The organism is Humiphilus diazotrophicus (assembly GCF_059726315.1).
On the sequence record NZ_AP040871.1, the window covers coordinates 326,449 to 341,255 of the forward strand.

The following is a 14,807-nucleotide window of genomic DNA, read 5'->3' on the forward strand; positions in this document are numbered from 1 at the left end:
AGCCGGGGTTTTCCTTTGTATTGCCTTATTTCAAATGCAAACGGAGTGCTTACTCGAGTGGAAATCACACGGCTTAAAACTTTTCGTGTTGTCTCGGAGATGCTTAGTTTCCGCAAGGCTGCAGGGGTTTTACATCTGAGCCAGCCAGCCGTCACGGCGCAGATCAAGGCCCTGGAAGAGACATTGGGGTTAGCGCTTTTCTATCGGATGGGAAGAAGCATCAGCTTGACGAAAGCCGGGGAAACCCTTCTTATCTATGCTCGGAAAATTGAAGCATTAAACAACCAGGCATTGGCGGAACTTACTCGGTTTGGGGCAGATGAAGAGATTGAGTTGGGAGTGGGGGCTTCCTACACCTTAGCTGTCTATTTTCTTCCAAGGCTGTTGCCATTTTTACTCAAAGCGTGGCCTAAACTCCATGTTCACATTTTTGCAGGAAGTACCAGCGAGGTTTTACAGGCAATTACGACTCATCGGGTTAGTCTCGGCATGATTGAAGCTCCGGCATTTCGCCCTGACCTTAGCATCGAATCCTTTGGGGCAGACGAGCTTACGTTAATTGCCCCTGCGGGTCACCCCTGGACGAAAAGACGAAGCATTACTCCTCAAGAGCTGACAGAAGAGCCCATTCTTTTACGTGAATCTGGTTCGGGCATGCGGCGTTTTGTCGAAGACTTCCTGGAACGAAACGAGGTTCTTTCCCGACTTCGCAGCACTGTGGATATGAATTCTACCGAAGCTATCGTGGCAGCAGTTGAGGCTGGAGTAGGAGTGGGATTTGTGTCATATCTAGCCATCGAGAAGGCGCTTATTGTTGGCAGTGTTGCTATCATTCCAATTGAAAATGGTCCCATCTTAAGGCCGCTCAGCTTCGTTCTGCAGGAAGGGCCGGAGCCACAAGGGCCGGTAGGCCATCTGGTCACTCTGTTGAGAGAGAGTACGATTCCAAGGCCATACGGAACCGTACTTAACTCAGCCCTATCCACACTGGCGCTGCCGGCATTCAAGACATATGCCTCACCATAAGTATCGTGAGTGCCATAGCTGTTCTTTGTTTTCCAACTTATCTGTGTCATTCAATTTATCAAAGATTCGTCAATGTGAGGGACATAATGGACAAGCGAATTGCATCAATCATGGCAGCGGCTTTGTTGTTTCACTCGTCATCATCATTTGCTCAAAACTCCCCGGCCTCGGTCTTCAACAATCCTGTCCCCATCTCCGGTCCGGTGTGGCCAAAGGAACCTCAGGCTCCTAGAGGAGCACCGAACGTGCTTCTGATCCTCATTGATGACGCTGGATTTGGGGCAACATCGACATTTGGAGGTGTCATCAATACCCCGACTTTGGATCGATTGGCAAAAAATGGACTCCGCTACAACCAATTCCATGTCAACTCTCTTTGCTCTCCAACACGCGCATCATTGCTCACAGGGAGAAATAATCATGAGGTTGGCTTTGGAAGCGTAGCGGAGGCAGCCGCCGGATATCCCGGCTATAACGCTCATTGGGGAAAGAATGCTGCATCAATCGCAGAGGTTTTGAAGTCCAGCGGATATAGTACCGCTGCCTTTGGAAAATGGCACAACACACCTTTATGGGAAGTGAGCCCTGCGGGTCCGTTCGATCGCTGGCCGACCGGTCGTGGATTTGAGCATTTCTATGGATTCATTCAGGGATACGACAACCAGTATTTTCCGCGTCTATTCCGGGATACAGTTCCTGTAGAACCGGCAACTACTCCGAAGCAAGGTTACAACCTCACCACTGATATTACGAGTGATGCAATTCGTTGGTTACATGCTCACGATGCAGTTGCAGCAGACAGACCCTTCTTTATTTACTATGCGCCGGGAGCTACGCACACTCCGTTGCAGGTTTCTCATGAATGGATTGAAAAGTATAAGGGGAAATTCGATCAAGGGTGGGACAAGTTACGCGAAGAGACCTTCGAACGACAAAAAAAATTGGGTGTGATTCCACAGAATGCAGAACTTACTCCACGTCCTGCAGGTTTACCCGCCTGGGATTCCCTCTCTGCTGATCAGAAGAAACTACTTGCGCACCAAGCTGAGGTTTACGCAGGATTTGCAGAACAGACTGACTATGAGATAGGCCGGCTTCTGCAGGCCATCCAGGAAGAGGGCAAGAGTGACAATACGTTGGTGATTGAGATATTTGGAGACAATGGTGGTAGTGCGGAGGGTGGTCTGGACGGCATTGATCTTTTGAATAGCGAAGGTTCACGTGCGAGCATTCATGAGCGGCTTTCTGTAAATGATGATTTGGGCAGCGAAACCTTTATGAATCATTATGCAGCAGCCTGGGCCTGGGCTCAGGACACGCCCTTTCAGGGAACAAAACAAGATGCATCTCACCTCGGCGGAACACGCGATCCACTTGTTGTGTCGTGGCCGGATCGTATTAGATCCGTAGGGGGAATCCGTTCTCAGTTTCAGCATGTCAACGATATAGCGCCGACTATCTATGAAGCTGCCGGAATAGCTTTTCCAGATACCTTCGACGGCATAAAGCAACTACCGCTGGAAGGCTCTAGTTTTGTTTACACCTTCGATCACCCGGAAGAGTCGAGTCATCACCATGTTCAATACTTTGCTACGAGTGGTAATCGGGCAATCTATAAAGATGGTTGGTGGGCAGGCAATCGCTATGTGTCTACCTGGGAGCCAAGGGATGCCTTTTCGTCGGGAACTCAGGCGGATATCGACCGGCATCCATGGGAACTCTATAACCTGAATGAGGACTATAGCCAGGCTCATGATCTGGCAGCAAAGTATCCGGAAAAGCTCAAGGAGCTACAGGACTTGTTTCAGCAGGAAGCGGAACGAAACCAGGCTTTCCCTCTCCTTCTGCGACCTGAACATCAACCATCTCCTGCTGCGGAACGAACAGTATTTGTTTATCGCGAGGGAGTAGAGCGATTGCCGAACCGCGTTGCTCCTCAAATAGCTGGACGATCGCATCAGATCTCTGCTGATATCGAGGTTTCGGCGCAGAGTGGTGATGGGGTGATTATCGCGCAAGGATCACGCTATGGTGGGTTCACTCTTTATGTAAAGGATCGGCATCTCGTGTATGAAGTAAATGCCTTCGGTAAGCAGGCTGCTAGAGTGACTTCTGGAGAACCGCTTTTGGCTGGAGTTAACCATATAAAGCTCGAAGTGATTCTTGATGCGGGATCTCCCGGTAGCGCCCCCATCAATTATCTCTTTCCTCTTACACCTCGTTCCGGCAGGGTCCTGCTAGGCGTAAATGGAAAACAAAGTGAAGGAAAGTTCTCTAATGTTGTGGGGGCTTCAGGCACTGAGACGCTCGATGTAGGAAGCGATCTTGGCTCGCCGGTTAGTCCTGGATATGAAAGCCCTAATCGCTTCAGTGGAACGATCAGGAGCGTGATGCTCGAATTAAAATAGACCAGAATAGATTTTCCTTTGGGGTACATAAATCTCGGGAGTTGGTGTATGGCAATAGAAAATCCTGCTTCAGAAGTTTTCCCTTACCTCCAGAGCTGTCTGGAATAGCTTTTACTCCCATGCGCGTGTTGATATTTCTGCGTGCGTGGGAGAGCAGGCTGATTCTGTGGGGTTTATCGCCTCACGTTCTTCCAATCAGTAATCGATAATGGTTATATTTGATCAGTTCTTTCGATCAATCAATGCTGATATTGCGGTTGACCTTATCATGAGTCTGAAGTAATTTCAGTTCATGCGCTGCTTTCTTCATGCCCGTGGTTGTTGTAGCCTCTGTCCCTCACGCATTTGAAGATGTGGGAAGCGCATTCTAACGGGCAAATCCGCAGGATGATTTCCGTTTCGAGAGTATCAGTCGCTCGACCCGCCCAACTTCAATTCTAGAAATCTAGTTATCGGTGCAGCAATGTACGGACTCAGCCTCCGATCTGGAGCTTTGGTTCTTAGGCGGTGTGTCTACATTCGCTTTTGAAGAATGGATCACAATGCAGTGAAACTTTCAGATCTTACCCTGTTATTGAAAAAAGTTGTTATTGGCGTAGTGATTGCGGCAATCCCGATAATCATTATCGGTGGTGGATTATGGTTTACCCAAAAAGTATTTAGCAATCCTCGAACAATATTTTCACAAAACTAATTCATCGAGCAGAACAGTATGCAAATGGAAACGGCCGTTAAGCGAAGAATTGTGCGGAATGCAGCCCTTAGTATGTTTATCTACGCATTGCCAGTACTGCTGATGTTGCTTAGCCTTTTCTTTACGAAACAGAGACCTTGGGAAGTACATTCCCACAAAAGCATTCATATCCAGTCTCTTCGTACGAGCGCAGTCGGTATGCAAAATCGGCAGGTAACAAGAGAGGATTCACCATCCCTCTGGAGACAAAGAATTGTTCATGATCACTGGCTTATGTTGTTTATTGTCTTGCTAGGAATCATCGAGGTCTCCTTTGGGCTGTATGACTATAGATGGACACGCAACGAAAAGATTCTCGATCTTGTCTGCTTTGTCATTCCAAAGGTGCTTGTTCCCCCAATAATTACATTCTTCGGTCTTCGGATTCTTCCTGTAATTTTGCCAAATGCCAAAGATGCACTGGCCTGGACTCCTTTCTTCTGGGGCGTGCTGATTATCTGTGTTGCTGATGATCTGACACAGTACTGGTATCATCGCCTGCATCATGAAATTCCCTGGCTCTGGAGATTCCATCGAACCCATCATTCTGCTCCGTATATGGGAATGTCGATGGCCAGCAGACAAAATTTCATTTACACGATCTTCTTTTCGCAGACCTATGTGACAGCGACGCTTGTATATCTTGGTATGGGTCCCGCGGCAATTGTAGTGCACGCGGTGAAGAGTACCATTACTACGCTCGCTCATTCGAGTATTCCCTGGGACAAGCCCCTGTATCGGTTCCAGTGGCTCCATCCGTTTGCATGGGTAATAGAACGAGTGATTTCTACCCCTGCAACACATCACGCACATCATGCAGCTACGACCAATGACGGAGTCGGATATTACAAGGGGAACTTTGGAAACATGCTGTTTCTTTGGGATATGCTCTTTGGTACCGCACACATCTCTCGTCAATTTCCTTCGATATATGGGATCTCTCATTATGAGGGAGATCCCTGGTATGCTCCGTTCCTCTGGCCAATCTTCAAATCGAATATAGACGGTAGTGAATTAGCAGCCGGAGGGCCGGTTGTAAAAGAAGATGTTTTGTCGACAACGCCATTGCCTGAAAGAGTCGCAGTCACAAGCGTAGCCTGAGCCACATAGGCGAAACCACACAGAGATATCTATTATGAATTCCATCAAGACAAACGCGCGAAGCCGTTCTGAAGCTTTCAGCTGTTGTGGGGCAGCGTGTTGCTGTAGAAGAACAGGACGATCTCGGGGCTATATAAGCATGTATCGTGCGATTTGAGTGTAAATAAGGCACAGCAGCGGAATAGCCCACAGATTCGGATTTGTGGGCTATTTGCTTTTCAGCACGAACAAATCTGCAGAATTGAATCCCTACAACTTCTCACCCCAGAAAGAGTAGAAAAATGTTGCCAAATATTTTGTATTCCTATGCTCGAATCCCACTAAAGAGAGCCGTGACTGTGATCGCATTTGTATTGCTGTTGCTGGGTGCTGACCAGGCAAGAGCTCAAAGTTCCCAGGTCTCAGGGCAGGTCCTGGATATCAGTCATGGCTCTGTAGCGGGGGCTGAGCTTACGCTCACCCGCGTAGAAACCGGTGACATTCGCAAGCAGATTTCAACAAATGAAGGATATTATTCCTTTCCTCTGCTACTACCAGGCCACTACAACCTCAAGGTAGAAAGAGAGGGTTATGCTACACAGGAGCAGAAAGACATTGTTGTTCAGACCGGCGCCGTAAGCGTCGTCAATGTGACACTTTCGGTGGGCAAGATCGACCAGGTTGTGACCGTAGATACTACGGTACCTCTGCTGCAATCTGCTTCTGCTGCCGTTGGTCAGGTGATTGAAAATCAAACCATTAACAATATGCCTCTGATTGATCGCAGATCCGCACAATTACAAAGATTGAACGGCTTTGTGGTGGGCAACGGGACGGGATCTGGCGCGACATTTGCAATTGCAGGCGGTAGGGGAAACAATGCCAACTACTTGATCGATGGTGGTACGGCGCAAAATCTTCTACTCGGAGTTGCGACGTTGACTTTTGATCCTCCTATTGAATCTGTTCAAGAGTTCAACGTTGCTATCAGCAATTATGCCGCGGAGCTTGGCAGGACGGGTGGAGCGGTTATTCAGATGACGACGAAGTCGGGGACGAACAGTTTTCATGGAGCTGCTTACGAATACTTCCGTAATGACGCATTACAAGCCGTTCCATATTTCGCTTCGATAAAACCCAGGCTGCGCTATAACCTTTTCGGTGCTAGTTTGGGTGGGCCTATAAAGAGAGACAAGACGCAGTTCTTCTTTAACTATGAGGGGCGCCGGACAACACAGACGACAACGAAAATTGTAAATGTGCCGACGACTGCGGAGGTGACGGGAGATTTTTCAGCATTCTCGACGCCAGTGGTTGATCCCTATACTGGACAACAGGCGATATACAACGGCAAGCTAAATGTGCTTCCACCAAATGAGCTTGATCCAATTGGAGCGAGACTGGCTGCTCTTTATCCAAAGCCGAACGTTCCGGGAGCTTCCGCAAACAGTTCCAATTTCAGGGCAAATGATCCTGCAACAACGGTTGTAGATGTTTATGTGGCGCGTATCGATCACGTCATCAATGGATCGAATAGAATTTTCGGCAGACTTTTGGCGCAACCAGATCACACATTAACTGCGTCGATCTTTCCCACTCCAGGGACAGACAATTACGGAGTGCTCGCTCACAACTACTACTACAATGTTTCGGGGACTTGGTATCACAACTTTTCTCCGTCTGTCATTAACCAGTTTGTTGCCACATATACCCGTAGGCAGGCGCTTTCTATTTCAGCGGGTGCGAATACAAATCTTGCGTCACAGATCGGTCTTGGGGGGACCAATAGCAGCTTCTTCCCGACAGTAACTCTGTCAGGACTGGAAAGTCTAGGCAATACGAATCAACAGGAGCGGCTGCAGACTCCCATCAATAGCAACCAATACGCGGATAATCTGTCGTTCCAACGAGGGCAACATCAATTCAAGACAGGCGTCGAACTCAGGACGTCAAATAATACCGATCAATACAAGCCAACCGCGGGCGGCTCTTTCGCTTTCAACAACACCGCTATAAGCTCAAGCGCCGCAATGGGTAGTCTGGCCAATCTCTTACTCGGGAGAGTAGCTTCGGCTACGTTGCAGGAGACCGAAACACTGCTTACTACTTCCTATAGTTGGGGATTCTATTTTCAAGATGATTGGAAGGTACGACCGAATCTCACTCTGAACCTAGGCGTGCGTTACGATATCGACGAGCCGCGTGTAGAAGATAATAATCGGCAAAACTCCTTTGACCCTACCGCAATCAATCCCGTTTCCAATACGCCTGGAATTGTAACTTTTTCTGGAAGAAACGGCGTCAACAAATATGCCAATCAATGGGATTTTCACAATTTTGGACCTCATATAGGCTTTGCCTGGACGGTACGTCCCAATACTGTGGTGAGAGGTGGCGGAGCCATCCTTTATCCAGGGGAATATGATCAGGCAACCCCAATTGTGGCCTATTCCGGATTTGCAAAATCCATCAGCTTGTCCTCTCCAAATTCAGGAAAGGGAACCCCTGCTTTCCTATTGAAGAACAACGCAACAGATGGCACGGGAACAGCTTTGTATCCCAGCGAGGCTGACCGGACTCCTTCTTTCGGTGCTGTAACCGTAGGCAGCAAGGTTAAGCTGGCACCACAATATTTCAAGCGGTCTCGAACTACCGGATATCTTTATCAGGCAAGCCTGGATATCCAGCAGCAGATTAGCAAGAGCTTGCTCTTCGATATTGGATATCTGGGGACATTTGGCCATCACCTGCCTGCTACCAATGCTGAGAATATCAATCAGATCGCACCCGATAAGATGAGTTTGCTGGCAACCACGCCAAATACTCAGACCCTTCGTCCCTTTCCTCAATTTGGCAATGTCAGTATTCTGGCTGCCGATGTGGGCCAATCGAGCTACAACGGCGTGAATTTTGGGATTCAGAAAAGATATGTCTCCGGCTTGCAGTTTCAGGCAAATTACACTTGGTCGAAATTCATCGACAATCAGGTTTCGAGAAACGAGTTGGCGGGTTATCCGGGGACAGATTCATTTACAGACTACTATCATCCTCAAAATAGGCGAGGTTTATCGGGAAACGATGTTCGTAACCGTGTGATCGGAAACGTTCTTTACCAGCTTCCCGTGGGGCAGAGTGGATGGATTCACCCTAAATCTCATCTGGTGAATACAATTTTCGGCGATTGGACAGTTGGCGCAATTGCCGAGGTACATTCCGGAACCGCATTGAGCGTTATTAATGCAACCAATAACACGGGTACCTATTCTGATGGGGTTCGCCCGAATCTCGTCGGCAATCCAAACGATCTTTCGCAATCACGCTCTCGCGCGGCGAAAGTAGCGCGGTGGTTCGATACCTCGGCATTTGCACAAAATGCGGCGTATACATTTGGAAATGCGCCGAGGACATTCGGAAGAGGTCCAGGAACAACAGCAGTTGATGCATCATTGCTCAAGGATTTTCACCTCGCTGAGATAACCACTCTGCAGTTCCGTGCTGAAGCACTGAATGTCTTTAACCATGCCAACTTGGCAAATCCCAACACTACGTTTGGAAATAGCGCATTTGGACGGATCTCCGCACTACAATCCGGAAATCAGTCGCGCATTCTACAGCTGGCATTGCACTTGGCATTTTGATGCATTTCCTTGTATGGCTTGAGATGCGGATCGCTTGGTGCAGCTGCTCTTTCAAGAATAGCTGCCTTGTCGGTCCGCTCTGGATTTTGGTTTTTGAATCAGAGATTAGAGCTGGCTGACAGCTAACTCTTAGGGCGAGAGATAATGAAAGAAGCGGCAGAATTGACAGGTGTGTCGAGACGTTCTTTCCTGCAAAGCCTGGCGGCGACCGGTATCGCATCGCAAATAAGATCGTCACTTGCGGAGGGAGAAGTGCCACAACCGTTTCGGCCTAATATCATTTATATCCATTCGCACGATTCCGGGCGATATTTACAGCCTTATGGTTATGATGTTCCGACCCCACATCTGCAGAGGTTGGCACATGAGGGGGTTGTATTCCGCAAAGCCTTTAGTGTGGCTCCTACCTGTTCGCCGAGTAGAGCCGGACTGCTGACTGGACTTTATCCTCACAACAGCGGAATGTTGGGGCTGGCACATCGTGGTTTCTCTCTGAATGATTATCGCCAACACATCATTCACACTTTGCGACCTGCGGGCTACGTGTCAGTACTTGCTGGCCTTCAGCACATCGCAAGAGAGGCCGAAACAATAGGTTATGACAAGATACTTTCTCATCAACATCAAGGAGGATTTCAGAATTCAAGTGCTCGGGTTGTTGCTCCCTTAGCAGTAGAATTTCTCGATAGTCGTCCGACAGGCCCCTTTTTCCTCGATGTTGGATTTTTCGAGACTCATAGAGAGTATCCAGTGCCTACTCAGGATGATCTTGAAAGCTACGTTGCTTTGCCTCGTCCTATCCCGGATATTCCTGCGACCAGGAGAGATTTTGCCGGTTACAAGGCGAGCGCCCGAATTCTAGACGGAGGAGTAGGAAAGATTCTGGAAGCCATCGATCGGAACGGCTATCGGGATAACACATTGATTGTGAGTACTACAGATCATGGAATTGCCTTTCCTAGGATGAAATGCAATCTTACCGATGATGGTTGGGGTGTTTCGCTGATCTTGCGTGGTCCACGAATAGGGAAGGGAATTGTCTACGACACTTTGATTTCCCAAATCGATGTTTTTCCTTCAATCTGTGACTATCTTGGTATCCGATCTCCGCTTTGGCTACAGGGCAAATCTTTTCTACCTGTCCTTGCGGGCAAAAAGGAGCAGATTCATGAAGAAGTGTTCGCCGAGGTGAATTATCACGCGGCCTATGAACCTCAACGTGCTGTTCGAACTTCTCGTTGGAAATACATTCGCCGTTTTGGAGAAAAGAGAACACCTGTGCTTCCAAACTGTGATGACAGCCCAAGCAAAGATCTCTGGCTGCAATCGGAATGGAGAAACCAAGAGCTTCCTCAAGAGAGCCTGTACGATTTGCTATTCGATCCTACGGAGCATGAAAATCTCGCAACAAATCCTGCACACAGAGATATTTTGCAAGATATGCGCGGGCGCTTGCATCGTTGGATGATTTCGACAGAGGATCCACTTCTCGATGGACATGTCAAAGCTCCAAGCGGTGCTCTCGTAAACGATCCCGATGGTATTTCCCCAAAGGAACCTGTGAAGTCTGCCTAGAGAGTTCACAAGTGCTCGATACTTTCAATGAAAGCGAATTGATGAATAGAAGAAGATTCCTTCAGAGTGCCGCCGCAGTAGCCTCCGCGGCCATGACAGATCACGTCCCTGCTTTCGACGCTGCAAAGCCTCGACGCCCCAATTTTGTCATTATCTTGGCAGATGATATGGGCTTCTCCGATGCAGGTTGTTACGGTGGGGAGATCGATACTCCGAATATCGATTCCTTGGCAAAAGGTGGCATTCGCTTCACCCAGATGTATTCAACCGGGAGATGTGGTCCATCACGAAGCTCCCTTCTGACAGGTATGTATGCTCAGCAAACAGCTTCCGATGTGATGACGAAGGGAAATATTCCTGAATATACGAGTTTCCTTCCCGAACATCTCAAGCCGCTCGGTTATCGCTCCTACCATTCAGGCAAATGGCACATGAGGCTAAGCCCATTGAAGGGCGGAGTAGGGTTTGACCGCACCTATACGATGCTCGATGAGAGCAGGTATTTTACGCAAACAAAGCATGCCTTGGATGGAGTTCTTCTGCCGGTACCCCATGAAGGCTACTATTCCACTACGGCGATCGCAGATCGTGCGGTAGAGTTTCTAGCGGATCATGAACGGTTCCATACACAAGATCCATTTTTTCTCTTCCTGGCTTTTCATTCTCCACATTTCCCACTGCAGGCGCCGCAAGAAGATATCGATCGCTATAAAGGTAGGTTTGATGAGGGCTGGGATGTTGTACGCGAGCGTCGTTTGAAACGTATGCGCGAACAGGGACTGGTGAACTGTAATCTGGCAAAAATGGAATCCTCAGTATTTCCATCCTGGAGCTTATCGGAACAGGAGTTATATAGAAGGATCGGCAGAGGGGAAGTAGCTCAAGCCGTTCCCTGGAATACTCTCACGGAGGAACAGAAGAAGTTCCAGAGCCTCAAAATGTCAATTCATGCCGCCATGATCACCCGAATGGATACTGAGATTGGCAAAGTGATGCAACAGTTGAAGAAGATGGGGGTATTCAACGATACGGTAGTTGTATTTCTGTCCGACAATGGTGCGAGTGCAGAAGAGATGATTCGTGGAGACGGGCATGATCCCTCCGCACCTCCTGGATCTCGAAAGTCGTTCCTGAGTATTGGTCCTGCCTGGGCTACAGCCGCGGATACTCCGCTCCGCCTTCATAAGTCGTGGGTACATGAGGGTGGTATTGCTTCGCCGTTTGTGGTGCATTGGCCCAAGGGGGTAAAGGAGCTGGAAAAACTTCGCCATGATCCGTGCCATTTTGTCGATATGGTTCCTACCTTTGTAGGGCTTGCCGGCGGAGCCACGAAAACGGATGGTCCTGGCTGGTCGGGTGAGAGTCTTGTCCCGGCGATCATATCCAATCACTCTGTCAATCGTGAGTTTTTGTATTTCAATCACAACAATAATCGTGCACTTCGTCTGGGGGGCTGGAAACTTGTGGCGAAGGGCGAAAATGGCCCATGGGAGCTGTACGACATGGATCGAGATCGTAGTGAACAGAATGATGTGTCTTCAGCGCAATCTGTTCGTGTGCAGCATATGGCAACAGAGTGGAAAGATATAGATGATAAATTTCAGAAGGAACGTGAATCTGCTCCTGCAACTAAAAAGCTGATGATGCCAAGCGGTGAGGCTGCTGAGAATCTGTTAAGCATCCCACGAGCATCAACGCACCGTTTGCATGGATAGAGTAGCAATATTTCAAAAAGATCGAGCGAAATCAATCGAGTTCTGATGGATTGATCTCTTTATCTACTGTGAGGATAGAAAGAAAGCCCGAGCCTGAGAAGGGCTTCCTTTCGCGTAGGATTATTTTTGCGGCAACGGTTCGCCTAAGGGTGTCGGTAGATAATCGCGATCGACGATCATTTTCCCTTGAAGTGCTGTCAGATGTTCCTGGAGTACGTTTGCCGACTTTGGTTTCTCCGCTAAGTTGTAAAGTTCTGCCCGGTCATTCTCAAGATCATAGAGTTCAAGAACTGGGCGCTGCTGCGTAAAATAAGCGTAGTCAAATTGAGAGGCCAGTGTTCCTGCTTTATGCGCGGCGACCATTTGTTGCCAACCTGGATTCTGAGCGCTATCGACAGGACGATATTCCATTTGGGGTGTGCAATTGTAGATTATCTTCCAGCGATCGCTACGAACCATCCTGGATAGGTCGAATTCGTCAGCAGCAGGATTCGAACCTACGACTTCCACCGTGTGAATCAAACCTGAACTTGTAAGTTATTGATTTTAAGAGCATCGGTGGCCCAAAAAGCACTAAAAAGCATTCAAAATCAACCTTTAGCACCCTCGTCAGCACCCTCAAAAACGAAAAGGTAGAAGTCTGGCGCGGGGCAGGGAGGTGGACCAAGCGTTTTCTGCCGTAAGTGGGGAGCCAGGCGGAGAATTCGTCCATTGACTAGGCGCGGGAGAAGGCGGAAGCCGTCCCGGATTGCCTCGAAAGGCAAAAGGATGGTCGTGCGACCCCTCCTCTGTGGAGCTCAGGGAAGGGTGGAAGAGTCTGACGCTCGAGACGAGAGGACACACCCCGTCGAATTGGAATAATCAAACGCTTCCTGAATTTTCCCGAATGGCGACGAAAGAGTTAATGCCATAGACAATCACTACGGAATTTCCCGATATAGCAACCTCGGAGACATTCACGCCCGGGTGCGCTCGCAATCTGATGTTTTAGGGGCTAGCTAGATCGAATGGAATAAGCATAAAAGGGAATGGTTCCCCAAAAGCGATCGATTTGGTAAAGAAGTGATCGCGGGCAGGCATTTACCGTAGCAAACAGTCCAGATCTGCTGTGGATACAAGGAGCCTATATGCAACTGAAGGCGGCCTATCGATGGACATTGCTGTGGATCTGCTTTCTCTGTATTGGTACGGCAGCAGCCCAAAATGTAACACCTCCAGTTCCCACCACCAAGGTCCTCGCAATCGGCAGCATAACGGCCCCTTTGACGGGCCGACAAAAGTCGATCCTGTTCCGCGAAGTCCCGGAAACCGTTCGACTTTACCTCGACGGGAAGATCGATCAGTGGTATGTCCGCAAAGACAATAAGGGTGTCGTCTTCCTTATGAACGTGACATCCGCAGCTGAAGCTCACGAACTCCTCGAGCGTCTGCCGCTAGGTCAGGCCAAGCTGATGCAATTTGAACTAATGGAACTCGGTCCGTTGAATCCTCTTCGCCTGCTGCTCCAGGGCCCACAATAGCTGGATTGTTGAAGCTTTCGATTTATCCGTTAGCTTGTCGCGAATGGTCTGCCACTTAGGCTGCCTCTTCCCAGGGTTGATCTTTCGCTGTAAAAAAGTTGCTCCTTTTAGATGTAGATCGTAATCCAAATGAACGACTCTCTTGAACGACGAGAGATTGGAGATTGAAATGGCAAGAACATTCCTTGTAACTGGACCCACTGGGTCGACCGGAAGCAACACGGTTAAATCGCTGCTGGGTGCTGGGGTCAGCGTACGAGCCTTCACGCACCAAGACGATGAGCGCACGAAAGCGTTGCGCAAGCTGGGGGCCGAAGTTGTCATCGGCAACATTCTCGATTTCGACGCGGTTCGGGGAGCCGTCGAAGGGGTGGAGGGCGCTTATTTTGTATTCCCAATCATGCCAGGAATATTGCAGGCCAGTGCTTATTTCGCCCAAGCAGCGAAAGAAGCGGGGCTCCAGTCCGTTGTAAACATGTCTCAAATATCGGCACGTCGCGAGGCGAAGAGTCACGCTGCGTTTGATCATTGGCTGTCGGAACGAGTCTTTGACTGGTCTGGTGTTCCGGTCACTCACATAAGGCCAACTCTCTTTGCGGAATGGGCGCTTTACTGGGTAGACCAGATAAAAACAGGCGTCCTGAAGATGCCATTTGGCACCGGAAAACACGCTCCGATTGCCGCGGCTGATCAAGCCCGTGTCATCACAGAGATCCTGCTTTCGCCAAAAGATCACATCGGCAAAATCTATCCGCTCTACGGGGAGAAGGAATACACCTTCGCGGAGATTGTCGCCGAGATCGGCAAGGTAACGGGCCAGCCTCTGCGCTACGAACAGGTTGACGCTCAAGAAATGAAGCAGATCACGTTGGGATCGGGCTCTAAACAAACTCCTGAGACTCAAAAACGCGCCGAAAGAATTGCCGGAAATACTCTCTGGCAGCATTTCCATGAAATTGCCAAAGACCATCAGGATGGAGTGTTTGCCGGTACCAACGACACGGTCGAACGGATCACGGGAAGGCGCCCCATTAGCTTACCCGACTTCCTTGAAGCTCATAAGGCTGTGTTTACTCGCTAACGTTTGCGGGCCGGCTTTATCACGCCGGGCT

General features: G+C 49.0%; 9 protein-coding genes. 8 read left to right on the top strand and 1 reads right to left on the bottom strand.

Going from position 1 to position 14,807, the window contains the following annotated elements; genetic code table 11:
• Window positions 1–57: 57 nt before the first annotated feature.
• From AC6I7T_RS31425 to AC6I7T_RS31450, 6 genes are all read left to right on the top strand, one after another.
• Window positions 58–1,026, top strand: coding sequence for a LysR family transcriptional regulator (locus AC6I7T_RS31425; protein WP_497795418.1), 969 nt, complete (start codon window positions 58–60; stop codon window positions 1,024–1,026).
• Window positions 1,027–1,112: 86 nt separating this feature from the next.
• Window positions 1,113–3,434, top strand: coding sequence for an arylsulfatase (locus AC6I7T_RS31430; protein WP_497795420.1), 2,322 nt, complete (start codon window positions 1,113–1,115; stop codon window positions 3,432–3,434).
• Between the two features lie 712 nt (window positions 3,435–4,146).
• Window positions 4,147–5,268: a sterol desaturase family protein gene (locus tag AC6I7T_RS31435; RefSeq protein ID WP_497795421.1), complete on the top strand. Its 1,122-nt coding sequence runs from the start codon at window positions 4,147–4,149 to the stop codon at window positions 5,266–5,268.
• Window positions 5,269–5,549: 281 nt separating this feature from the next.
• Window positions 5,550–8,885 (top strand): TonB-dependent receptor domain-containing protein, encoded by a 3,336-nt coding sequence (locus tag AC6I7T_RS31440; RefSeq protein ID WP_497795423.1) that lies wholly within the window; start codon window positions 5,550–5,552, stop codon window positions 8,883–8,885.
• A gap of 252 nt (window positions 8,886–9,137) precedes the next feature.
• Window positions 9,138–10,460, top strand: a complete 1,323-nt coding sequence (locus tag AC6I7T_RS31445) for a sulfatase family protein (RefSeq protein WP_497795424.1) — start codon at window positions 9,138–9,140, stop codon at window positions 10,458–10,460.
• A gap of 41 nt (window positions 10,461–10,501) precedes the next feature.
• Window positions 10,502–12,175 (top strand): arylsulfatase, encoded by a 1,674-nt coding sequence (locus AC6I7T_RS31450; protein WP_497795426.1) that lies wholly within the window; start codon window positions 10,502–10,504, stop codon window positions 12,173–12,175.
• A 120-nt stretch (window positions 12,176–12,295) separates the two neighbouring features.
• Here AC6I7T_RS31450 and AC6I7T_RS31455 read toward each other — a convergent pair whose 3' ends face one another.
• Window positions 12,296–12,697 carry a hypothetical protein gene (locus tag AC6I7T_RS31455; protein WP_497795427.1) on the bottom strand — a complete coding sequence of 134 codons (402 nt, stop codon included), beginning with the start codon at window positions 12,695–12,697 and terminating at the stop codon, window positions 12,296–12,298.
• Between the two features lie 605 nt (window positions 12,698–13,302).
• Here AC6I7T_RS31455 and AC6I7T_RS31460 point away from each other — a divergent pair.
• Window positions 13,303–13,695, top strand: a complete 393-nt coding sequence (locus tag AC6I7T_RS31460) for a hypothetical protein (RefSeq protein WP_497795428.1) — start codon at window positions 13,303–13,305, stop codon at window positions 13,693–13,695.
• A gap of 169 nt (window positions 13,696–13,864) precedes the next feature.
• On the top strand, window positions 13,865–14,776 hold the full coding sequence (locus AC6I7T_RS31465) for an NmrA family NAD(P)-binding protein (protein WP_497795429.1): 912 nt from the start codon (window positions 13,865–13,867) through the stop codon (window positions 14,774–14,776).
• Window positions 14,777–14,807 lie beyond the last annotated feature (31 nt).